At 42.6% G+C, this 22,936-nt stretch carries 19 protein-coding genes; 7 read left to right on the top strand and 12 right to left on the bottom strand.

Annotation, left to right across the window (positions count from 1 at the left end; translation table 11 throughout):
- Nucleotides 1-129: 129 nt before the first annotated feature.
- From hpnK to V7K36_RS24615, 6 genes are all read right to left on the bottom strand, one after another.
- A complete protein-coding gene (gene hpnK, locus V7K36_RS24640; protein ID WP_335120178.1) occupies nt 130-1,044 on the bottom strand; it encodes a hopanoid biosynthesis-associated protein HpnK in 915 nt (304 codons plus the stop codon).
- 179 nt (nt 1,045-1,223) lie between these two features.
- Nucleotides 1,224-2,678, bottom strand: coding sequence for a hopanoid biosynthesis associated radical SAM protein HpnJ (gene hpnJ / locus V7K36_RS24635; protein ID WP_335120176.1), 1,455 nt, complete (start codon nt 2,676-2,678; stop codon nt 1,224-1,226).
- Between the two features lie 729 nt (nt 2,679-3,407).
- A complete protein-coding gene (locus V7K36_RS24630) occupies nt 3,408-4,703 on the bottom strand; it encodes a CO2 hydration protein (RefSeq protein WP_335120174.1) in 1,296 nt (431 codons plus the stop codon).
- 167 nt (nt 4,704-4,870) lie between these two features.
- Entirely contained in the window at nt 4,871-6,367 is a 1,497-nt protein-coding gene (locus tag V7K36_RS24625) for an NADH-quinone oxidoreductase subunit M (RefSeq protein ID WP_335120172.1), read from the bottom strand.
- Nucleotides 6,368-6,661: 294 nt separating this feature from the next.
- Complete coding sequence (locus V7K36_RS24620; RefSeq protein ID WP_335120170.1) at nt 6,662-7,375, bottom strand: carbonic anhydrase; 714 nt, start codon at nt 7,373-7,375, stop codon at nt 6,662-6,664.
- A gap of 51 nt (nt 7,376-7,426) precedes the next feature.
- Entirely contained in the window at nt 7,427-9,304 is a 1,878-nt protein-coding gene (locus V7K36_RS24615; RefSeq protein ID WP_335120168.1) for an NAD(P)H-quinone oxidoreductase subunit F, read from the bottom strand.
- Between the two features lie 789 nt (nt 9,305-10,093).
- Here V7K36_RS24615 and V7K36_RS24610 point away from each other — a divergent pair.
- Complete coding sequence (locus V7K36_RS24610) at nt 10,094-11,713, top strand: cyclic peptide export ABC transporter (RefSeq protein ID WP_335120166.1); 1,620 nt, start codon at nt 10,094-10,096, stop codon at nt 11,711-11,713.
- A gap of 143 nt (nt 11,714-11,856) precedes the next feature.
- Here the strand turns inward: V7K36_RS24610 and V7K36_RS24605 are convergent, their stop codons facing one another.
- Complete coding sequence (locus tag V7K36_RS24605; protein WP_335120164.1) at nt 11,857-12,303, bottom strand: TOBE domain-containing protein; 447 nt, start codon at nt 12,301-12,303, stop codon at nt 11,857-11,859.
- Between the two features lie 93 nt (nt 12,304-12,396).
- Here V7K36_RS24605 and modA point away from each other — a divergent pair, with 93 nt between their 5' ends.
- On the top strand, nt 12,397-13,191 hold the full coding sequence (gene modA / locus V7K36_RS24600) for a molybdate ABC transporter substrate-binding protein (RefSeq protein WP_335120162.1): 795 nt from the start codon (nt 12,397-12,399) through the stop codon (nt 13,189-13,191).
- Between the two features lie 135 nt (nt 13,192-13,326).
- On the opposite strand, the gene V7K36_RS24595 is transcribed toward modA, so the two are convergent.
- From V7K36_RS24595 to V7K36_RS24580, 4 genes are all read right to left on the bottom strand, one after another.
- On the bottom strand, nt 13,327-13,884 hold the full coding sequence (locus tag V7K36_RS24595) for a peroxiredoxin (RefSeq protein ID WP_335120160.1): 558 nt from the start codon (nt 13,882-13,884) through the stop codon (nt 13,327-13,329).
- Nucleotides 13,885-13,922: 38 nt separating this feature from the next.
- Nucleotides 13,923-14,183, bottom strand: a complete 261-nt coding sequence (sipA, locus tag V7K36_RS24590) for a regulatory protein SipA (RefSeq protein ID WP_334822935.1) — start codon at nt 14,181-14,183, stop codon at nt 13,923-13,925.
- Between the two features lie 28 nt (nt 14,184-14,211).
- On the bottom strand, nt 14,212-14,346 hold the full coding sequence (locus V7K36_RS24585; protein WP_335120158.1) for a hypothetical protein: 135 nt from the start codon (nt 14,344-14,346) through the stop codon (nt 14,212-14,214).
- Between the two features lie 87 nt (nt 14,347-14,433).
- Nucleotides 14,434-14,958, bottom strand: coding sequence for a Spy/CpxP family protein refolding chaperone (locus tag V7K36_RS24580; RefSeq protein ID WP_335120268.1), 525 nt, complete (start codon nt 14,956-14,958; stop codon nt 14,434-14,436).
- Nucleotides 14,959-15,325: 367 nt separating this feature from the next.
- On the opposite strand from V7K36_RS24580, the gene V7K36_RS24575 reads away from it, so the two are divergent.
- Nucleotides 15,326-16,597, top strand: a complete 1,272-nt coding sequence (locus tag V7K36_RS24575) for a sensor histidine kinase (protein WP_335120156.1) — start codon at nt 15,326-15,328, stop codon at nt 16,595-16,597.
- Nucleotides 16,597-17,259: a response regulator transcription factor gene (locus V7K36_RS24570; RefSeq protein WP_335120266.1), complete on the top strand. Its 663-nt coding sequence runs from the start codon at nt 16,597-16,599 to the stop codon at nt 17,257-17,259. Before V7K36_RS24575 ends, V7K36_RS24570 begins: the two co-directional genes overlap by 1 nt.
- 255 nt (nt 17,260-17,514) lie before the next feature.
- On the opposite strand, the gene V7K36_RS24565 is transcribed toward V7K36_RS24570, so the two are convergent.
- The gene (locus V7K36_RS24565) at nt 17,515-17,940 is read right to left on the bottom strand and encodes a nucleoside deaminase (RefSeq protein ID WP_335120154.1); all 426 of its coding nucleotides are present in this window, start codon (nt 17,938-17,940) and stop codon (nt 17,515-17,517) included.
- Nucleotides 17,941-18,035: 95 nt separating this feature from the next.
- Here V7K36_RS24565 and V7K36_RS24560 point away from each other — a divergent pair, with 95 nt between their 5' ends.
- The 3 genes from V7K36_RS24560 (at nt 18,036) to V7K36_RS24550 (ending at nt 22,776) form a co-directional block, all read left to right on the top strand.
- Nucleotides 18,036-18,824: an ion transporter gene (locus V7K36_RS24560; RefSeq protein WP_334822928.1), complete on the top strand. Its 789-nt coding sequence runs from the start codon at nt 18,036-18,038 to the stop codon at nt 18,822-18,824.
- Nucleotides 18,825-18,910: 86 nt separating this feature from the next.
- Nucleotides 18,911-19,756: an S-formylglutathione hydrolase gene (fghA, locus tag V7K36_RS24555; RefSeq protein WP_335120152.1), complete on the top strand. Its 846-nt coding sequence runs from the start codon at nt 18,911-18,913 to the stop codon at nt 19,754-19,756.
- A gap of 815 nt (nt 19,757-20,571) precedes the next feature.
- Nucleotides 20,572-22,776, top strand: coding sequence for a glycoside hydrolase family 3 C-terminal domain-containing protein (locus tag V7K36_RS24550; protein ID WP_335120150.1), 2,205 nt, complete (start codon nt 20,572-20,574; stop codon nt 22,774-22,776).
- Nucleotides 22,777-22,936 lie beyond the last annotated feature (160 nt).

The raw sequence follows: 22,936 nt of genomic DNA, 5'->3' as shown, positions 1-22,936 counted from the left end.
CCGAGAAGTTTAGGACTTTTTTATGTATATTACACCTATTTTCAGGTAAATAGACCACGCGGTACGGGCACAGCATTGCTGTGCCCTTACTAGAGATGTGGTTCAAATACTTGAATTCTGCCTTCTTCTTTAGGTGGTACGTTGGGATAGTAAATGGTGGTTGGTAATTTCAAAGCCGTTACTAAGGAGTACTTCGCGTACCTGATCACTTAACAAGGCAGCAAGTTCTGCTTCACCTGCCCCTGGTGCTTCATTCAAAGGATCGCCATGAATTGCGTTGGCGTTCGCGCAGTCTCTCGTAGAGAAGCCCAAACTAGGCATCGCTGGATGAGAGTAAATCTCCACTAAGTTTGCCTGGATTTGGGGTATCAATGCAAGTAAGTATTCCTCTGTAATGCCACCAGTTTGTAATAAACCATAAACTCTTTGGGTAAAGCTAATGCCTTGGGATTTTAGCATCTTCTCACCATAACGGCGTAGTCTGCCAAATACTGCTGACCAAACTAGCTTTGTTAGCAGATGACTGCGATTAACTCTGAGGGTTAACCCCAGTTCCTCACTGGGAAGACGAATTGCTTTGATATCAAATTCTGGTGCCAGGTCAACTAAAATACGCAAGACCACTGGATGCATATGCAAATGCAAATGCCCATCCACATGAGAGAGAGGCAAACCAGTTGAACGGTATTTTTCCAACTGGGCGCGAATTTCTTGCCGCAGTTCTTGACGGGTTTGGCTGACAAATTGATAGCGCAATCCAGCGATTAATGGACTGTTGGAAAAGTTACCTTGTTTGTCAACCAAATGGGGAATTTGCTCTGGCGGTAGGATAGAGCGCCCACATATCAACACAAGATGTAGACCAACAGCGAGGTTGGGGTGGGCATTTGCCAAGGTGACAGCCTCTTTTGCAGCATCAGCGCTCACCATCAGGCTAGTACTAGTTAGTACTCCTTGTTTGTGTGCTTTGATAATTGCTTGATTAACTCCTTCAGAGAAACCAAAGTCATCACCATTGATAATGGCGAATCGCTTTGCTTGCATATATTTTGTTTGGATTTTTTGACGCAATAAGTTAAAGGTGTAAAGCCGTACTTCGTCGTATTACAGGGTAGGTTGAAAGCGAGTCCAATTGTGGGCGACCTAGTTTTCCCTGTTAAGAGTTCTCTCTTCCCTTTCATTGCTTGGGTTATGTTAATTGCTCCAAAAAGAGCAACCAACTACTAACCAACAATTACTGATTTTGCTTTAGCACTTGCTTGGGTACGACGGTCTTTCAAGTAAGAGAAAAATTCCCGCCCTTCACGCAAGCGACGTACTAACATTTGAGGATCACTGAGCATTTCACTGACAATTGGGATAATCGCTCTGGGACGAAAGTAGAACTTCCGATACATCTTCTCAACTGCATCCTCAATCTCAGCACTGGAGAGATTTGGATATTGTAGTGAGGACATTTGAATTCCTGAACTGGCAACTAAGGAATTATTGCTAAACCAATTATTTTCTTGTGCTTGACGATAAAGTTCTGTTCCGGGATAGGGAGCTGCGATGGAAACCTGAATTGTATGAGGACTAATATCGCAAGCAAACCGGACTGTTTCCTCAATTGTTTTTTGGGTTTCGTCGGGTAAACCAATGATAAATGTGCCGTGTACAGTAATGCCAAGTTTATGACAATTGTCCATAAACTTCCGCGCTACTTCTAGCTTGACTCCTTTCTTAATCCCATCCAGAATTTGCTGATTCCCAGATTCAAATCCTACTAATAGTAGACGTAAACCATTATCACGTAATTGTTTGAGGGTGTCATAGTCGAGATTGGCGCGGGCATTGCAACTCCAAGTTAGTTTAAGTCGCTGCATATGTTCGCTAATCGCGATCGCTCGATGTTTGTCAATAGTAAAGGTGTCATCATCAAACATATATTCTCGCACCTTGTCGCCAAAGATAGCTTTGGCTTCTTCCATTTCGCGCCCCACTGCTTCTGGGCTTTTAGTGCGGTATAAGTGTCCACCAATTGTTTGTGGCCAAAGGCAAAAGGTACATTTTGCCGGACAGCCCCGCCCAGTGTAAAAGGAAATGTATGGATGCAGCAAGTAACCAATAAAGTATTTTGTAATATCTAAATCACGGTGATAAATCGGCAATACACTGGGCAGAGAATCCCAATCGTGAATTAAGGCGCGGTCTTCATTATGACGTATATTACCCTGGCGATCGCGGTAGCTTAGACCTTTGATTTCCTCCCAAGATTTGCCTTCTGCTAATTCCTTGCAGGTATAATCAAATTCGTGACGACACACAAAGTCAATGATTGGGTTTTCACTCAGCGTCTGCTCTGGTAATACTGCGACGTGCGCTCCAATCAAGCCAATCTGGATATCAGGGTTTTGAGCTTTGATTGTCTCGGCACACTTCACATCATTAGGCAGCGAAGGCGTGCTGGTGTGCATGATAATCAGCTCGTAATCTTGAGCAATTTCGATGACATCTTCTACTGTTTGACCATGTGGTGGTGCATCCACAAGCTTACTACCAGGTACAAGGGCTGCGGGTTGGGCTAGCCATGTAGGATACCAGAAGGAAGTAATCTCGCGCTTGGCTTGGTATCGGGAACCTGCTCCACCATCAAACCCATCGAAGGAAGGAGGGCTGAGAAACAAAGTTTTTTTCACAGGTATATTTCCTCATCTTATAGTTCGGAGGTTCTACCTAACACTTCTTTAGGATAAAACCTCAAAAGTAGCATAGCCGATCGCAGTCCTAAATGATTCATTCAAGAAGAATTCAAAGCAAGAAAGTGGCTGATTCCGCGAAAAGTGGGAGTGGCGGTTGACGCAAAGGAATAAAGGTGTACTGAGTTTTGTTTAAAAATCAAGTAGGAGTCCTATAGAGTTCGGGAATATCACAAAACTCACAGCAATCAGGACAACCACTAGAAAACTGCATATTTGCCAGAAAGTAATCATCTTACGTATCAAGTACGAAATGTAGAGGCAATTCATGAATTGCCTCTACAGTAAATCAAGGCTTTCACTGCCTTTTGCTTGCGGAAAACACCAAAATTAGAAAGCAAACTGGGGTTTGAATAAGTCATATCATGTCCGCCAGATTACCCATAATAAAAGAACCCCACCCCCAACCCCGCTTGCGGGGAGGGGAGACAAAGCATAGCTTTGACGGGGTGGGGTTCTTCGGGTTTAATAAGCAATCAAGCGGACATAATATCAAAGGTCATTTGACTTGCGGAAAACACCGGAATTAGAAAGTCAAAGGTCATTTTGTGAAAGCATTTAAGTATTTTGAGAAAGTAATCAGACATTTTTATAAAGCAATTAGCCTGATGAGGCTTTGCTCGTTGCCAACCACTTTTCAAACATCCTCTTAAAGTCCGGGAGGATTTCTTATCTATAATCTTGCTTTTGAATACTCCCCAAACGAGCAGCATCACGAATGTTATATTCAGAACGAGTAAAGCGATTTAGCTGCATCTCAAAAAAATCTCGATTAGCTTGTAAATGCTGAAGATTTGGGTCATCTAAAGGATATAAAAGTGCAGTTCGCAAGGCTTGAATTACCGCAGAAGTAACACAGTACATTGACCGTTGAAAACTAACTCCCAACTGAATCAACATATCTTCTTCACCTCGGCAATGTTGGCTGTAGTAATCAACAAGATATGGTGGCAAAAAATGTAGCATATCTTGCATTAATAATGTGGGAGGAATGCCAGCAGTGCCCACTGGAAATACATCAGCGTAAAGAATGCCATAGTGAAAATCTTTTTGGTCTTCTGGTACTTGACGCGCTTGAGCATTATAAGATTTTGTGCCTCGGAAGGGTGCAGTGCGGTAGAAAACTGCTTCTACGTAGGGTAACGCGGCTTCATATAGCCACATAAAACCCTTAGATTTAGGCACAATTTCGTAGCATTCGCCACGAATATAAACGTGATGGTAAATGGGACGACCTGCGATCGCAAATATACCATTAACTAAGAAGCTCATGGCCTCTGGGACGCTGCTAATGGTCCCTTGGTCATAGCGGTCGGACATTTCAAAGAATACTGGGGCCATGACTTCCCAGAATAAGCCCAAGTTAGCGTAGTATGACATCTGGCGGCACTGTTCCAAAAACATATCGGGGAACAGCTTGTAAAGTCCCAGCATTACGGGGTTCCCTTGGAAGTAAGCTTTAATTGCCTTGTGGGCGTTGGCTTTGTATTCTTCTGAATCTAGGTAAGGGTCAAATTGCCCACCCATCCCTCTGTGCCACAACATTGCCCGCATACAAGCTTCAGCAAATTCCATATTAATGCGATCGTGGAACAAGTGGTGCAACAACTTCGGCATTTTGAAAGTTTCACCCTTCTCAATAAATGCCAAAAGTTCTGGATGTGCAGTAGCTTCGCCGCGCCAAATTCGTAAATCGGCATCATCGCCAGCATAATGATTATGCCGTTCTAAATACTCTTTCGGCAAGAAGTATTTAAAGAAAGGCAACGGGTTTAAAAATTCGCGTTCGGCAATATAAAGTAGGTCACGCCAGTAAAAATCCATCGGTACAGCATAAGCTTTGTATAAACCGATGATTTGCATCAAATTTTCTGGGGTATCGGGTAACATTGCACCGCCTGCTTCTAAGCGATGAATTACTTCCGCAAATTCGTGATTAGAAGGAGGTAATTTAATTGCTGTCATGGTAATGGTATTTGCTAAATTGCATAACTTTATCGCGAATCGAATTCCCAAACTCTGCGTTTACAGCTATTTTCAGGTAAATAGACCACGCGGTAGGGGCACAACATTGCTGTGCCCTGACAACAGATGTGATTCAAATACTTGAATTCTGCTGTAAATTCCAAGTTTCAATTATTTATCACTTCAGAGATTACGGTTTTTTCTAAGGGGGGAATTGCAGCCACCATTGTTGTAGTTGTGGATTCACTCCAACGCACTAACCAAGTGGGTTGTACTCCCAAAAAGATGATAAAAGCTGCCAAAATTAAAGCTGGTATTTTCTCAGACCATAAAACTTTGGGATAGTAGGCGAAGTTATCAAGTCTGCCAAAACAGGTACGGTTGAGGAGAATGACAAAATAAACTGCGGTTAATCCACTAGTTACTACACACAAAATTGTCGGGATGGGAAAGATAGAGAAACTACCTTGAAAGACGATAAATTCCGCAATGAATCCTGTTAAACCGGGAATACCTGCACTAGCCATACCACTTAAAACCAGTAGGGCGCTAATTAGGGGTAAACCGCGTATGGGACTCATTAAACCATTGAGTTTATCTAACTCGCGGGTGCCAACTTTAGCTTCCACAACTCCCACCAAATGAAAGAGAATCGCCAGGATAATACCGTGGCTAAACATTTGGGCGACTGCACCCACAAGTGCTAAAGAAGTACTAGCAGCAGCAGCTAGCAATACATAGCCCATGTGACCGATGGAACTGTATGCTACCATGCGCTTGATATCTTTTTGAGCGATCGCAATTACTGCCCCATAGATAGCGCTGACTGCTCCCCAAATTGCCAAAGTCGGTGCAATAATACTCCAAGCATGGGGAAACATACCCAACCCAAATCGCAGCAATCCATAGGTTCCCAGCTTTGCCAAAACGCCACCAAGAAGAATCGCAATTGGTGCTGAAGCCTCAACATAAGCATCGGGTAGCCAAGTATGGAAGGGAACTAAGGGAATTTTAATCCCAAAACCTAATACTATTCCTGCTAGTAAAAGGATTTGTTTGGCTATTGACAAGTTTTCTGTAGAGACTGCATCAAAAGCAAAATTGGTAGAACCACTCAACCAAACCATACCCAAGAATGTCGCCAGAATTAAGGCTCCTGAAACAGCAGTATAAATCAGGAATTTAATCCCAGCATAACCCCGTTTTTCCCCTCCCCAAATGGAAATTAGTAAGTAGAAGGGGATTAGTTCTAGTTCGTAGAACAGGAAGAATAGCAGCAAATTCTCCGCGAGGAAAGCACCTGCGACTCCTCCACTAACTAATAAAATCATCGAGTAGAACAGCCGAGGACGTTCAGTTTCTTTACTACTACTGTAAATAGCAATCCAGGTGAGCAGGCTATTTAACACCAACATCAAGATAGAAAGCCCATCAACACCTAATTGATAGCTCAAACCAAGGGTTTCATTCCAGGGCAAATACTCTTTAAATTGCATTCCTGGATCGCTGATATCAAATTTTAGCAGGATAAAAAGGTTCCAAAATAGAACTATCCCAGAAAAAACTAATGCTGTTAAACGAATGCGATTTTTAGGGATATTTAGAGGTAGTACCGCGATGAAAATAGCAGCGAAAATTGGGAGCCAAATCAAAACACTTAACATGATAATTTAGGGTTTTACAAAATGGGTAATTTTCCTCGTTCCCAGTCTCAGACTGGGAATGCAAATTCAGAGGCTCCGCCTCTATAAATCAATATGGTTCAGTTATCGCCAAAAACCTTAATTTGTGTAGGTTGAGTTGAGGAACGAAACCCAACATTTTCTACACTTTGTTGGGTTTCACTACGTTCAACCCAACCTACAATTATCCTTAACCCAAGCGTATTGCTCTCTAATTGGCGGCAGAGCCGCAATGAGGTGCATTCCCAGTCGGAGACTGGGAACGAAATTTAAAAGCTAACCGACTATACTGATTATGCCAGTATCTAAATCGTAATAAGCTCCGACTATTTTCAGCTTTTCTGCCTTGATTAAGTCAGATAAAACTGTGGATGAGTTCAACTTTTTAATTTGCGCCAAAATATTTGCCTTACAAGCGTTTTTTACCTTATCTCCTGACTGGTCTTTTGAGCTTTCTACACTCGGTTTAATTGCCTCAATTAAACTCCCAATTTGTCCTGGTACTTCACCACCTTTAATTGCAGCACTTACCGCGCCACATCTTTCATGTCCCACTAGCATGATCACTTTAGAACCTAATATTAAGCTACCAAATTCCAGGCTACCAATTTCTTCTCGTGTGGCAATATTGCCAGCTACACGACAGACAAATAAATCTCCAAGTCCTTGATCAAAAATAATCTCTGAAGGCACTCGTGAATCTGCACAACTGAGAATAGAAGCAAAGGGATTTTGACCTTTGGCAACTTCGACTAAACGTGAATGAGTTTGATGAGGATTTTTACGTTTACTTTTGACAAATCTTTGATTGCCATCTAATAATTCTTGCAATGCCTTATCGGGGGTAATATCATCTTCTGCCAAGGCTTTTTGTGGCGCAAGTAAGTTTGAACCTATTCCTGCTGTCAATACACCTGTACCGATCGCACCTGCACCAAACTTGAATAAACTTCTTCTAGAAAGATTGATTTGGGGATGTTGTCTGCTCATGGAATTCTTCTCAAAATATTAAACTGTTAACTTTTAGTAGGATAGTTACTGCTACCCAACTGTCGAAATTTGGAAAATCAAATTTAAAAACTGTACTCCCCAAAATGGCCAAGTTATCCACATTCCTAAAACACCTACTCCGAGAAGAACAGTTAAGGCATAAAACTGTGTTTGTCCAGAGGTGCTGTATTTGAGACCTTCGGCACCTAATAGCGAAAATAAACCAACTAAATTAACGATGCCATCGACTACAAAGCGGTCAATCATATCGGCCAGTTGGGAAATTTTGGCAACACTGAAAATTATGGTAATCCGATAGAGTTTTGGGGTGTAAAAGTCGTATGCCAGCAAGTCTTGTAAACCTTGCCAAGGGAGACGAATCGGTTTAGGAATATTGCCTAAATAAATCACGCCAGTGATGCTGCAACCGAAAATACTCGACGAAATTAAAAGTAGTGCGACATCTTTATTTAAAGTTGCCCAATCGGGTAAAAGTGATAAGCTTTGCAACACTAAAGGAAGATGTAGACTGACACCAAGTAAAATCATCATTGGCAGAATCATCGGCCAATGTGCTTCAGGCGATCGCTCACTCATTTGTCTAGCTTTACCACCAAAAATTAAACCGAATTCTCTGGTTAAACTCACGGCTGTTAAAGCATTTACCACTATCACTACTCCCACTAACCAAGGTTGCGTTTCCCACAACCCATCTGCTAATTCCATTAACGCCCAAAAGCTACCCAAGGGTGGAAAACCAATTAATCCCAAAGTTCCGACAATAAAGGCTATTGCTGAAATCGGGCGACGTGTCCACAATCCGCCTAATTGGGTGACATCTTGGGTGATGCTATTCCAGATAATTCCCCCAGTACTCATCACCAAAAGGGCTGCGGATATGGCATGGGTGAGTACTAACAACAGCGCCGTTTCGTATTGTTGCACTCCCACGGCGATGAATACTAAACCCATGTATGCGCTGACAGAATAGGATTGGCAGCGTTTCAGATCAATTTGAGCGATCGCAATTAAAGAAGCACCCAAGGCTGTCACGACCCCAATAGCCACCATTGCCGAGGAAACTATGGGCGAGAGGGTTAACACAGGTTGCAATTTAATCAGCACCCATGCACCACTAGCGACTACTACCGAGTTCCGCAAAATCGTACTGGGAACAGGGCCTTCCATTGCTTCATCCAACCACAAATGTAGGGGGAACTGGGCGCATTTGCCCATTGGCCCGGCAATTAAGGCTAAACCTACGAGTGCCATTGTTGTCGGGTTAACATTTGCAGTAGTCGCCCACTGCCCTAGTTCTGTATAATTCCAAGTTCCGGCGAGAGGCCATAATGCCAACACGCCCATCAGCAAGAATAAGTCTCCCACCCGCTTGGTTAAAAAAGCGTCTCTCGCACCTGAGACTACCAACGGCTGGCTAAACCATAAGCCCACTAATAGGTAGGTTCCCAGCGTCAGGACTTCCAAAATTACATAGCTGAAGAACAAGTTATTACACAGAACGAGGGCGCATAGTCCCGCTTCAAATAATCCTAATAAGGAATAGAAGCGTCCCCAACCCCAATCCATTTCCATGTAACCGATGGCATAAATTTGCGCCAGCAAATTCAAGCCAGTAATCACAATTAAAGCCCCCACACTCACTGAAGAAATTTCTAAAGCAATGGTTAAGTCTAAACCAGCTGTAGATAACCAAGGAATAAATACATTTTGGGGTGGCTGATTCCAAGTTGCTTGTAAGGCGATCGCACTATGTACAAATGCCAAAAATGTCATCACCAAATTTACATAACCTGCCGGTCTTGGCCCCGTTTTCCGAATGATCCCCGGCGACCAAGGCACCGCTAATAAGCCACCTATTAAGGCATAGCAAGGAACTAGCCAAACAGTCTCAACTAGAAACTGAGCCATCAACTTACCTCTAGATTTACATCAAAAGTTCAGGGTTTTTGAATCAACTGGCGTTGATCCCAGTTAACCCAGCGATGTCTACGACGGGCTATTTGGCGTCGCAGATAATCCAAATTTATCTTTGTTTAATTTTGTAAGAAACAGCTTACCGTTATATTTGTCAAAATGGAATTAATTAACTAAACAAATTTGAGATAGTTACTCTAATTAATTCTTATATCCCACATTCCGCACTTCAAAATGTCATACCTCAACACTTCAATAAATTTTACAAAAAATTTTTCATACTATTAAGTATTAACACTGATGTTTTTTAGGCTTTTGGCGATCGCTATGCAACTAGCATTAGACCAAAAATTGTAATATAACAATATTACAAAACGAAGTGCGGAATCTGGGTTATATAATCAACTATTTGATCAATCAATAATAGCTATTGTTTTTTATCTATGAATTGAGCGTGATATTAATCAATGGTGATCATTAGTTTTATCAACTGATATATAGCGGTTCTCGACAAGCGTGAGATACAATTTTGACCTTTCTCCAAACCTCTCTCCTTTTGGGAGAGAGCCTTTGAATTTTTCCCCCTTCCCGCTTCGGGAAGGGGGTTAGGTCTGTTTGCATGTACCTCACCGGATTAAAAATCACTACAAGTAGCGGCGCACAGCTAGCTGTACATTAGTGTCAACTTAACGTGAAAGCTCAGTCTGATAGTAGAATAGAGAAATTGCATAAAACTTTTTGAGCATCGTATTATAAGCATTTGAGAGAGAATAAAGGCTGAAGGTGTTGATTTTACGATGGTTAGTGCGTTCTTCGTGGGGGATGGTAGCGATCGCGATCGCGACTGGATTCTTGAGTGGCGGTAGTAGTGCTGGCTTGATTGCCTTAATCAGTCATGCTGCTAGTAACAGTGCCGCTTCCCGGCTCACATCGATAATTTGGGGTTTTGTGGGGCTAGCAATAGTTGCACTGATTACCAGTATCATTTCCCAAGTGATGCTGATTCGCCTTTCTCAGAATGCAGTTTTGAAATTACAGATGGGTTTGAGTCGCCAAATTCTCGCTTCAAACTTGAGTCATCTGGAACGCTTAGGGAATCCTCGATTATTGGCAACTCTCACAGAAGATATTCAGGCGGTTGCTAATGCTGTGTATCAGATGCCTTTCATCTTTATTAATTTAGCGATCGTTTTGGGTTGCGTAGCGTATATAACCTGGCTCTCTTGGTTAGTATTGTTGATGGTTTGTGGTATTTCAGTAGTAGCGATCGCTAGTTGTCAGTGGCTACTCAACAAAGGAGGGAAATTGCTGGCTCTAGCTCGTGAAGATGAAGATCATCTATTTAAACATTTTCGCACCATTACCGAAGGAGTCAAGGAACTCAAGCTAAATTACAGGCGGCGTCAAGACTTTTTAGAAGAAAAACTGCAATCAACTGCTAGCGAGTTCCGTCATCACAACGTTAACGGTCTAACCCTTTTTGCCATAACTACAAGCTGGGGTCAACTCGTATTCTTTTTTGCCCTCGGTTTTGTACTGTTTGTGCTACCTAATCTGCTTGCCATCAATAGCGAAACTCTCTCTGGCTACATTTTGACCTTTACTTACTTGGTGTTACCAATGGATAACATCATCAGCAAACTTCCCCTATTAAGCAAAGCTAGCATTGCCTTGCAAAAAATCGAGTCATTGGGTTTATCTCTAGCTAGTCGAACTGAAATATCGACTGTTCCACCTGCGATTAAATCTGACTGGCACAGCTTGAAATGTCAAAGTGTTACCCATACTTACGACACAGTTAAAGAAGACAATAGCTTTATTTTTGGGCCAATTGACTTGACACTTTATCCTCAAGAATTAGTCTTCATTGTTGGTGGTAATGGTAGCGGTAAATCTACATTAGCGAAACTAATTACTGGACTTTATATTCCTGATAACGGCGAAATGTGGTTTGATGATGAGTTAATTAGCGAACAGAACCGAGAATGGTATCGCCAGCATTTTTCCGTGGTATTTTCTGACTTTTATTTATTTGAAGAACTTTTAGGATTAAAAAATTATCACTTGGATGCTCAAGCCAAAAAATATTTAAAGCAACTGCAACTAGACCATAAAGTTAAAGTTGAAAATGGGCAACTTTCCACCACAGCACTTTCTCAAGGACAACGTAAACGGTTAGCTTTACTCACTGCCTACTTGGAAGATCGACCAATTTATCTATTTGATGAATGGGCAGCCGATCAAGATCCAGTATTCAAAGAAATATTCTACACTCAACTTCTACCAGAACTGCGATCGCGGGGCAAAACAGTGCTGGTAATTAGCCACGACGATCACTATTTTCATTTAGCAGACCGAATTATCAAACTTGACTATGGACAAATAGAGTATGACAAAACTTAACCCAAGCGTATTGGGTTAAAGCAAGGCTGTTTCATTTTTCATTTAATTGAACCACATATGTTGTAGGGGCACAGCAATGTTGTGCCCTTACCGCGTGGTCTATTTAAGACGAAAATTGTTGTAAGAATAGCGATCGCCACAGCCTATTCGCTGGCAATAACTATATCGTTGGACTTAATAACCGCATAAGCCTCTTTCCCTTCAAACAAACCTAACTCTTCTACCGATACTCTGGTGATAATCGAAGTTAACACAACTTTGTGAACAATCTCCAGCGTCACCTCACTATTAACGGCTCCAGTCACAACTCGTTTAATAACACCCTTGAGAATATTACGGGAGCTAACTTTGAGTGGTTTCTTTTCAATACTAATTTCTATCTCCGACTTTTGAGGGGATACGATATTTTCCTCTTCTGTGTTTATAGTTCGTAGCGAGTTGGATCGTGAAGAGTGTTGATTAAGACCACGTACCAATTCCCGAAGAATCTCGGTTTTAGTTCGCTGAGACTGGTCACAAAACTCTTCCAATATCTTTCGCTCCTCTTCTGAGGTTTGAAATGTGACCCACCCTTGTTCTTTTCTAGGCATAATTTTACCGATATAGTTGGGCAAATCTTGGTATTATTGTTACGATTCTACGTAGCATCAATTTTAGAAAAAAACCTCTCAAACACTTTTACTATGAAAAGAAGACAAATCTTTGGCTTCCTGGGTATAACGATTGCTGGCTTAATGCTAGCAATTGGTTTACCGTTGGTTACTCCTTCTCCTGTAATAGCACAGTCAAACACCAGCATACTCGTGTCCGCAGCCGCCAGTTTAAAAGAGGCGATGGAAGAAATTAAGCCTCTTTACCAACAAAGTAAATCAGATGTCAACATTAGTTATAACTTTGGGGCTTCTGGTGCTTTACAGCAACAGATTGAGCAAGGTGCGCCAGCAGATATCTTTATTTCTGCTGGCAAAAAGCAAATGGATGCCTTGGAAGAAAAAGGACTGTTGCTACCAGGTAGCCGTACTAACTTGGCAAATAACCGTCTAGTCTTGATTGTGGCTCAGGATGTTGTTGGCATCAGTAGCTTCTACGATTTAAGAGATAGTAAGATTAAAAAAATTGCGATCGGTGAACCCAGAAGTGTACCGGCCGGTCAATATGGAGAGCAAGTATTAAAGAAATTGAAACTTTATGATCAGGTCAAGTCAAAATTGGTTTTTGCTAACAATGTGCGTCAAGTTTTGGCAGCAGTAGAAAGTGGTAACGCCGAAGCGGGTTTAGTTTATGCCACTGATGCCAAAATTTCTAACAAGGTAAAAGTCGTAGTCGCTGCTGATGATAAGTTTCACTCACCAATTGTCTATCCCGTAGCAATAATTAAAAGCAGTAAAAATACTTCTGCTGCCAAAGAGTTTGTCGAGTTTCTATCTGGCAGTCAAGTTAAAACTCTACTTAAAAAAGATGGTTTTATTGTGCGTTAAACAAGAATGCAGATATAGCAGTTCCCAGGTGCATCATAGTCCCCTCCTCGCTTGCGGGGAGGGGGTTGGGTGTGGGGTTCTTACCGAGAAACGCTATAACTTGGTGCTTAAGCCCCAAATCTTGTTAATTGAGGTTTAAGAAGTTGCGGACTGTAATTTTTCTAGTCGTGCCAGCACTTGTGAACTGTGAATAGTTGGGTTGACTTTGACAAAAGTCTCGCGCAAGACGCCCTGAGGATCGATGATAAAACTGTGACGCATAGATAAAAAGCCGAGCCACGAACCGTAAGCTTTACTCACTGAACCATCAGTATCAGCCAACAGGGGAAATTTTAGTCCCTCTGAATCACAAAATTTGGCGTGAGAATCAATATCATCAGCACTTACGCCAATAATCTGGGCGTTTTTTTCGAGGTATTGGGGTAAGTCTTGCTGAAAACGACGAGCCTCTATAGTACAACCAGAGGTGAAGTCTTTAGGATAAAAGTAGAGGACTAGCCACTTACCGCGCAAGGCAGAGAGGGAAATTTTGCCATCACCTGTGTTGGTTGGCAAAGTAAACTCTGGTGCGGGTTGATTAATTGCAGGAAGTTTACCACCAAGGGCATCAGCAGCAGGGGTAAAATTCAGCCAGCTGATCACAGAAATACAGCTGGCAAATAATATGCTTAAAAAAGTGCGGCGAGAAATCATGGTGCAAACCAGAATCACAACTTTACACAAGTTTACAATTATTGGTTGCCAGAAATCTCCTCTAAGTGAGATTCAGGAGGGGTATCTGTGCTTTCGATGTATTGACTATCTAGGAGAAAGGCTCCCCTAGTAAAGCGAATACCCCAATATCCACCGGGTCTGCGGTCAATGACTATACCCTCTTCGCCAATGTGAATTACATTGGGTGGGCGTAGCATGGGCATAGGTTCAGCAGTTTTGACGTAGGCTGGTAGTGCGACGACACGGACTTTACTACCAATTGCGAATTCTTTAGACATCTTGAAAGAGCTAGGAGTTTTGATTAACTCATAACTCATAACTAGCTTGAAAGTCTACTAAATTGGGAATTGGGCATTGGGCATTGGGCATTGGGCATTGGGCATTGGGCGTGGGTATAAATAGGGAAAGGGAAAGGGGATGAAGTTTTTCCCCTTTCCGCATCTTCTGCAAGAAGTCTATTAATTTTTTAGTATGAAAAACAATGCCTGGACATCAGTCAAGGGTAAGTGCCAATTTTTTGGAAGTCCCTTATTGGGGATTGCCTTGTTGACGACGTGAAGGAGCATTTTGACGGAATTGCTCTAGTTTTTGGCGCTGTTCGGGGGTTAAGACTGCTTGAATCTGTTGTTTTTCAGACTCCCGAATTTGTCGCATTTCGGTTTTCTGGGCTTCACTCAGATTTAAGTCAGCAAAACCACCTTTTCGGCCACCACGATGCTGGCCTGGTTGCCGTTGACCTTGACCTGCTTGTCCCTGAGCCTTACGCGCTTCCCACTCAGCCCGATGCGCTTTTTTCGCCGTCTCTAATTTTGCCTTTTGTTCTGGGGTCAAAACTGCTTCCGTTTTGGTGCGGCTATCGCGGTGAATTGCCTCAATTTGGGTTTTTTGGGCATCTGTTAGACCCAATTCTTTCCAAGGGCCTCTTTCTTTGTGTGGAGTTTGTGCAAGTAGCACGGGTGAAGGAGAGGCTGTTTGGGCGTTAACAGCAAAGGAGGTTGTAGTTAAAGTTAGAGCGATAGCTCCAGCAACTAGCGATAATGCTTTGAGTTTCATTACTTGTCTCGTGGTTTTTTCTTGGTTCGATGCCACTATCATAAGAACTTATCTTCAGTAGTCACATGAGGATAAAGTCATGGTTTTACCCATGACTAAAGTCATGATTGAATTTTGACAAAGATGATTGACAATAAGTAGATAGGAGTTAGAAGTTTAGAATGATCAAGATTTTTATTATGATTAATTTATAAATCCTGTTTAGCTTATTACATAAGGTTTTTCTAGCCTACATTTACTGTTAATTACTCAGCGAAAAGTTTAAACGCCAGAAGCTACCGCTCAAATATTCGGAACTCCTAACCCCTGTACAGACGCGATTAATCGCGTCTCTCCTAACTCATTCATAACTGGAGCGAAGCAACTGATGAGTCGTCCAATTCAAATTAATAAACATCCTTTCCAATCTCTGCTTTATCTGGAGTGGACACTACTAGCGATTACTGCATTGACGGCAGTTATACCACCTCCGTTACGGCAATTTCATCCTAAGCATCCACCTCCAGAACTATCAATTTGTGGTGTATTTCCAGATTTGTCAGTTTGTAGCATATTGCCAGAACTGTCAATTTATAGTCTGATTATTTTTGCGTTAATGGGCTTAATATTACCCAGTAGTAACCAGTTAACTAAGGTAATCTACACAGCCATTGAAATTTTATTGATTTTAACAACTGGACTTTTTGGTGAGAGATTTGCTCGCCTTTTCCCCGTTCTCTACATAATTTTAGTTACTCGCAGTTGTCTAATTTTTCAGTTACCTGGGCGTTTATTCATTACAACTTTATCATTTTCCTTATTTTTAGTTACTACACAGCTAAAATACCAGCTATTTAATTTTCAAGCATCACCACAAGCACAAGAGCGATCTCGTTTTTTTAGCTTTAATTGGTCGCTGACATTTGGCTTAAGTTTAGTTTTTGTATTATTGATGATGAATGCAGTATTATCGGAACGGCACAGTCGAGAAAAGCTAGCGATCGCTAACGAAAAACTCCGTCAATATGCCATGCGAATTGAAAATCAAGCTACTTTGGAAGAACGTAACCGCATTGCTCGTGAAATTCATGATTCATTAGGACACTCTCTAACTGCTTTAAATCTGCAATTAGAAACGGCTTTAAAACTATGGCAATCTAACCCAATTAGGGCTGAAACATTTCTAGCAACAGCAAAAGAATTAGGTTCAAAAGCGCTAAAAGATGTGCGTCAATCTGTTTCTACTATGCGTTCTAATCCCTTACAAGAGCAATCTTTAGAAGGGGCGATCGCTAGTCTTTCAGAAAATTTTCATCGCTCTAATGGCATTTTACCAATTTATCAAATCAATCTGGAATATTCTCTACCACCTGAAATCAATATTGCTATTTACCGGATTACTCAAGAATCATTGACAAATATATCTAAATATGCACAAGCAACAGAGGTTAAATTAGAACTTACTGAGATGAGAGGAAATTTACGATTGATAATTCAGGATAATGGTAGAGGTTTTGATTTAAGGCAAAATACTACTGGTTTTGGACTTCATAGTATGCGCGATCGCACTTTAGCAATTGGAGGTGAGTTTAATATTAATAGTGCTCCTGGTTCTGGTTGCAAAATTACAGTTAATATTCCCTTAACGAGGTTGATATGATGATTAAAGTCTTGCTGGTAGATGACCAAAGTTTAATTCGTCAAGGGTTAAAAGCTTTATTGGAACTAGAACCAGATATAGAGATAGTGGGAGAAGCAGAAAACGGTGAACAGGCGATTAATTTAGTTGCAAAATTACAGCCAGATGTAATATTGTTGGATATCAGAATGCCGATTATGGATGGAGTTGCAGCCACGCGGGAGATTCAAAAACGTTTTGCCAAAACTAAGATTTTAGTACTGACGACTTTTGATGATGATGAATATGTGTCAGCCGCGATGCAAAATGGAGCAATGGGTTATTTATTGAAAGATACACCATCAGAAGAATTAGCTGTTGCTATTCGTGCTGTTCATAAAGGATATACTCAACTAGGTCCAGGTATAGTTAAAAAACTGTTGACTCAGTTTTCTCATCCGACAGCAACTCAGTCACTGCCTGTACCATCTAGTTTAGCTGAACTTACTCCTAGAGAAAAAGAGGTTTTGCAGTTAATTGCTACAGGCGCTAGTAACCGAGAAATTGCTCACCAACTCTACATTTCTGAGGGGACGGTAAAAAATCATGTTACAAATATTTTAAACCGGTTGAATTTGCGCGATCGCACTCAAGCTGCAATTTGGGCAAATACATATTTATCCTATTTGAATGAGCCAAGTTAATTAATTCCTAATTCCTAATTCCTAATTCGTAATTTTAACCTCTAGATTAGCTGTAGGGTGTTTTATGGCGTTTCCTAAGCAACTGAGGTACACATTAAAATTTATCTCCCCTCTCCTTACTAAGGAGAGGGGTTGGGGGTGAGGTTTTGAGATGTACTTCACTCTAATGCGGTAACACACTATTTTGGTTTTTCGATGCGTTACGGCTTCCGTAACACACCCTACATCTGGAAAACTTCAATTTTTTGTTAGAGCTTATTTAAATAACTCCAAACACTCATTTTTTAAAACGCCTTTTGTGACTTTGATGTTTCTAAATGACTTAGCGATCACTTCTTCGCAAGATATATTAATTTGTGATTGATTTACCGAGATTAAATCTTGAATTGAAGCACCATATACAATTTCTGATAAACCACTCCAAACACAAGCAGTTGCACACATCGGACAAGGTTCGCCAGTTGTATATATACTATAACCTTCTAAAGAAGGGTTTTGAAGTTTAGCTGTTAAACTACGAATGACGTTAATTTCCGCATGGGCTGATGGATCATTGTCTCTCGTAACAGTATTATGAGCTACGGCCATGATTTCCTTATCTTTAACAATCACTGCACCGTAAGGCGAATCGCCTTCTTTTGCTTCTGCTAATGCTAAATTCATAAAATATTCTGGATTCATATAAGCTTAAGCTGAGGTTAACATAAGGATCATGGTTAATAATATCCTATTTCTAATGCTATAACTGGAAATTAAGAGTTAGTTAATGGTCGAATATGTTACTGAGCAGACAAGACACAGAATTTTACTTAAAAGACCTCGAAACTCCAATAGGTAAAGCGATTAATTTAACACTTGCCTCTTTGGTGCTAATATCATCAGGAATTTTTGTGGCAGAAACATATAATATTCCTGATTATACGCGATTTCAGTTGAATGTCGCTGATACTGCGATCGTTCTCATCTTCGCGGTGGAATATTCACTCCGCCTGTGGAGTGCGGAAAACAAAATTAAGTATATTTTTAGCTTTTATTCGATTATTGACTTAATAGCGATTTTGCCATTCTTTCTAGGAATGATGGATATTAGCTTTATCCGCCTACTACGATGGTTTCGGATTTTACGATTAATCAGATTTATAGATAGGAAATTTTTATTTGCCACCATCAGCACCGAAGATGGAATGATTTTTACGCGAATATTATTTACATTATTTGCAATTGTTTTTATTTACTCTGGCTTAATTTATCAAGTCGAGCATCCGGTTAATCCTCAAAATTACGGTACATTTTTGGATGCATTTTATTTCTCTGTTGTCACAATGACAACTGTCGGATTTGGCGATGTTATTCCAATTTCGGAATTAGGGCGTTTGCTAACAGTATTGATGATTTTTACAGGAATTGCGCTGATTCCTTGGCAGGTGGGGGATTTAATTAAGCGAGTGGTAAAAACTGCTAATCAGGTAGAAACAGTTTGTTTAGGTTGTGGTTTGGCTTTCCATGATGTCGATGCTGGGTTCTGTAAAAGGTGCGGGACTAAGTTACCGGCTTTGCAGGATTGATTGAGACGCGATCGCTACCTGCATAATATTAATCTAGGTTAAAATAATCTGTCTTTGCCAGCCGCTCAGGAAAGAGAATATAAGCAATGCCTAATCTCAACCTAATTTCAGAATATAAAAGCTTTGGTGGGAAACTCGGCTTTTACAGTCATCACTCTTCCATCTGTAACGGTGAAATGCGCTTTGCTGTCTATCAACCACCACAAGCAACTCAAAAACCGGTGCCGATTCTCTATTTCCTCTCTGGATTAGCTTGCACCGAAGAGAATTTTATGGTAAAAGCGGGGGGAGTGCAGCGCTTTGCGGCTGAGTACGGTTTGATATTGGTTGTATCAGATACTAGCCCGCGTAATACTGGTATTGCAGGTGAGGATGATGATTGGGACTTTGGCACAGGTGCGGGCTTTTATGTTGATGCGACAGAGGAACCGTGGTGTCAACACTACCAAATGTATAGTTATGTCGTCCAGGAACTACCTGCTTTAATTACCGCAAACTTTCCCACCCAACCTGAGAAACAAGGCATTTTCGGTCATTCGATGGGAGGACATGGGGCGCTTGTCTGCGCGATGAGAAACCCAAAACTCTATAAATCAGTATCAGCCTTTGCACCTATTACTGCACCTATGCGTTGTCCTTGGGGTGAAAAGGCTTTCAGTAGTTATCTTGGCAACAATCAAGAAAGTTGGCGTGCTTATGATGCTAGTGAATTAGTCAAGCAAGTAGGATATCACAGTCCAATTCTTATTGACCAAGGGACTGCTGATAAATTTTTAGCTGAACAATTACTGCCAGAGGTGTTTGAGCAAGCTTGTGCAGATGTTAACCAGCCGCTAAACTTGCGTTACCAAGAAGGCTATGACCACAGTTATTATTTCATCGCCAGTTTTATTGAAGATCATATCCGCCACCATGCGATCGCTCTTGCTTAATTTTACAGGTATCTAGAATTAGCTCATATCTTGCACCTAACCGAATAAACCCGCAAAAAGTAAATAAAGAGCGCAAAATATAACAGTAGCTCAGGAATTTTACTTAAACACAGTGGAGTCAACAATAAAACTAATTAAACTTGTAATAATACATAGAAAACTTTCCAAACTATCAAGATGCCGGGATGACGCAGAATGCTTCATCTAAGAGTGCGATGGCATATTCGCCCACCGGAGGCGCTCGCAAATGTTAGATTTGCTTAGTCGGCTAAAAACATGAGAAAAAGGGCGTGTAATTCCTAAATTCAGCAAGAACAATGCTTGCCCACGCCCAAGAGTTAGTTTACACCTTGAAAGAGTTGATGCCCACTCACAATCTTTAACTGAACGCTTTCAAGTCATCATTTTAGCTGACACTGCTTTTGGTAGCAAAGAATTTCTTCACGGGATACGTCAGCTTCTACGCATAAGCGAAGAATGTCATAGTAGACTTGGTATATGTCCGTTGCCCACTCACGAGGTGTGTTCTCAAAGTTACTGAGTTAATTCATATTTCTCCATTAACTTGGATAAGCTGTATTAATCCCTTTGCCAGGATCTACAACAACATGAATCTTTTGGCTATATTTGGTATCGTCAACAAGAATGTTGGTATAAGTTATGCCATCACTAAATGTTTTTGTTTACTTAGTCCAGTTAAGCTGGTGTCAGTTACCACACAGAAAGCTGGGATTTTAAAACGTTGAAACTAGCCTGATGCCGACTTTTGTACATATGACATTTCACATTGCGTAAATCTTGTTTAAAGATTTTTCATGAAACGCTCATGCATCATACTGGCTGCCACTTTCCTGCTGCTGACGGCCTACGCCCGGCTTGAAACGCCGTCACTTTATACCCGCGCTATGGTCCCGGAAGATCGCCCTTGGATGAAGGTAGGTCTGTCCCCAAGCGCCCGCGCCCGTCTGTTGCTGGTGCAGATGACCCAACAAGAAAAGCTAACCCTGGTGACAGGATTTTTGGGATCGCCTTTGCCTGATTATACGCCGTCGGCCCTGGCGCGGCATGGGTCCGCCGGATTTGTTCCGGGCATCGAACGCTTAGGCATTCCGCCGCAATGGCAGACGGATGCCGGGATCGGCGTAGCGCAACAAGGATCTGTCCAAGAGAAGATCACGCGCACTGCGTTGCCGTCCGGCCTCGCCGTAGCGGCCACTTGGGATCCGGAGACCGCTTTTCAGGGAGGCGTGATGATTGGCGCCGAGGCACGTGCCTCCGGCTTCAATGTGCAGTTAGCGGGGGGCGTTAACCTTATGCGCGAGCCGCGCAATGGGCGCAATTTTGAGTATGGCGGCGAAGACCCGCTTCTGGCCGGCGTCATGGTAGGAGCAGCCGTCCGTGGCATTCAGTCCAATCATATCCTTTCTACGATCAAGCATTTCGCCTTCAACGACCAGGAGACGAAGCGCTCCTCTTACAACGCTGTTATTGATGAAACATCGGCGCGCATGTCAGATCTGCTGGCCTTTCAACTGGCATTGGAGCAGTCTCATGCCGGTGCTGTAATGTGCAGCTATAACCGTGTCAATGGCGACTTCTCTTGTTCTAGTGACAAACTACTGAACCAGATTCTCAAGAAAGACTGGGGATTTGCTGGATATGTGATGTCAGATTGGGGAGCTACCCATGGCCCCGAGGATGCGGTCCGCGGCCTCGACCAAAATACCGGCGTGCACAGCAACGTTCTGAACCATTTCGGCCCTCGCCTCGTTGCCGCTATGGAATCAGGGACAGTTCCGCCGGCGCGGCTGAACGGCATGACCTGGCGCATTCTCCGCTCTATGTTCGCCGTCGGACTGTTTGAACATCCCGTCACCACCGGCCACGGCGACATTGATTTTGAGAAGCATGCTCTCGTCTCTCAGCGCACTGCTGAGCAGGGAATGGTATTGTTGAAAAACGATCAGCGTCTCTTGCCGTTGGCGGCACACATCCGCAGTATCGCGGTCATTGGCGGCCATGCAAATACTGGCGTCTTATCGGGGGGCGGGTCAAGTCAGGTCTATCCCCGTGGCGGCAATGCTGTCCCTGGCCTCAAACCCGCCTCCTGGCCTGGCCCGGTGGTATACAACCCCTCTTCACCATTAGCCGCTATCTGCGTCCATGCGCCGGATGCCCAGGTGCGTTACGATGCGGGAACAGACATTAAACAGGCAGCCCATTTGGCGCGCAGGGCTCAGGTGGCGGTGGTATTCCTTACACAGTGGGCGACAGAATCAAAGGATGTCTCCCTTGATCTTTCTCCGCATCAAAATGCCCTCATCCGCGCTGTGGCAGCCGTTAATCCGCGCACTGTTGTTGTTCTGGAAACAGGGGGGCCAATCTTCCTACCTTGGGCTACCCATGTGGGCGCGATTGTCGAAGCTTGGTATCCCGGAACTAACGGCGGTCAAGCCATCGCTAATATTCTATTTGGCAATGTCAATCCTTCAGGCCGCCTGCCGGCGACCTTCCCAACGTCGCTCTCACAATTGCCGCATCCGCAGCTCCAAGGAGGAACGGTACGATATTTTGAAGGGGCTGCCGTGGGATACAAATGGTTCGATGCGCGCCAGTATCTGCCAGCGTTTCCCTTTGGCTTTGGACTTTCTTACACGACTTTCACCCATTCTGATCTCGCGGTTAGGATGAAGGACGGTAACTTGCATGTCACGTTCCGTGCGCACAATATCGGCAAACACGCTGGTATGGATGTGGCGCAAGTGTATGCCGCACCGATTAAAGGAGGTTGGGAAGCACCAAAACGGCTGGCGGGGTGGCGCAAGCTCGATCTTCAACCTGGCGCCAGTACGCAGGCTGAAATCATCATTGATCCTCGTTTGCTGGCAACGTATGACCCCGCTGCTCATGCTTGGCGTATCTCGGCCGGTGCATACCGCATCTTGCTAGGAACATCCTCGCAAGATTTGCCGCAAAGTATCACAGTTGCATTGCCGGAACGTCTAATGAACATGCCTTGAAGGGTTATACTTCGTTGCGTAATTAGGGCGTGTCATCAGTTAACTCATATTGCACCTCACCATATAAACCCGTAAAAGGCAAATAAAGAGTACAAAAATGTGGTGGAGATCAAGGAAATGTTTTCAGTAGATAAAAACTACAAAACACCGTAATATTACA

Source organism: Nostoc sp., assembly GCF_036919555.1.
In the GTDB taxonomy this organism is placed as follows: Bacteria; Cyanobacteriota; Cyanobacteriia; order Cyanobacteriales; family Nostocaceae; genus Nostoc.
Note: the sequence above shows the minus strand (reverse complement) of the source record. Positions and strands in the feature narration are given on the sequence as shown.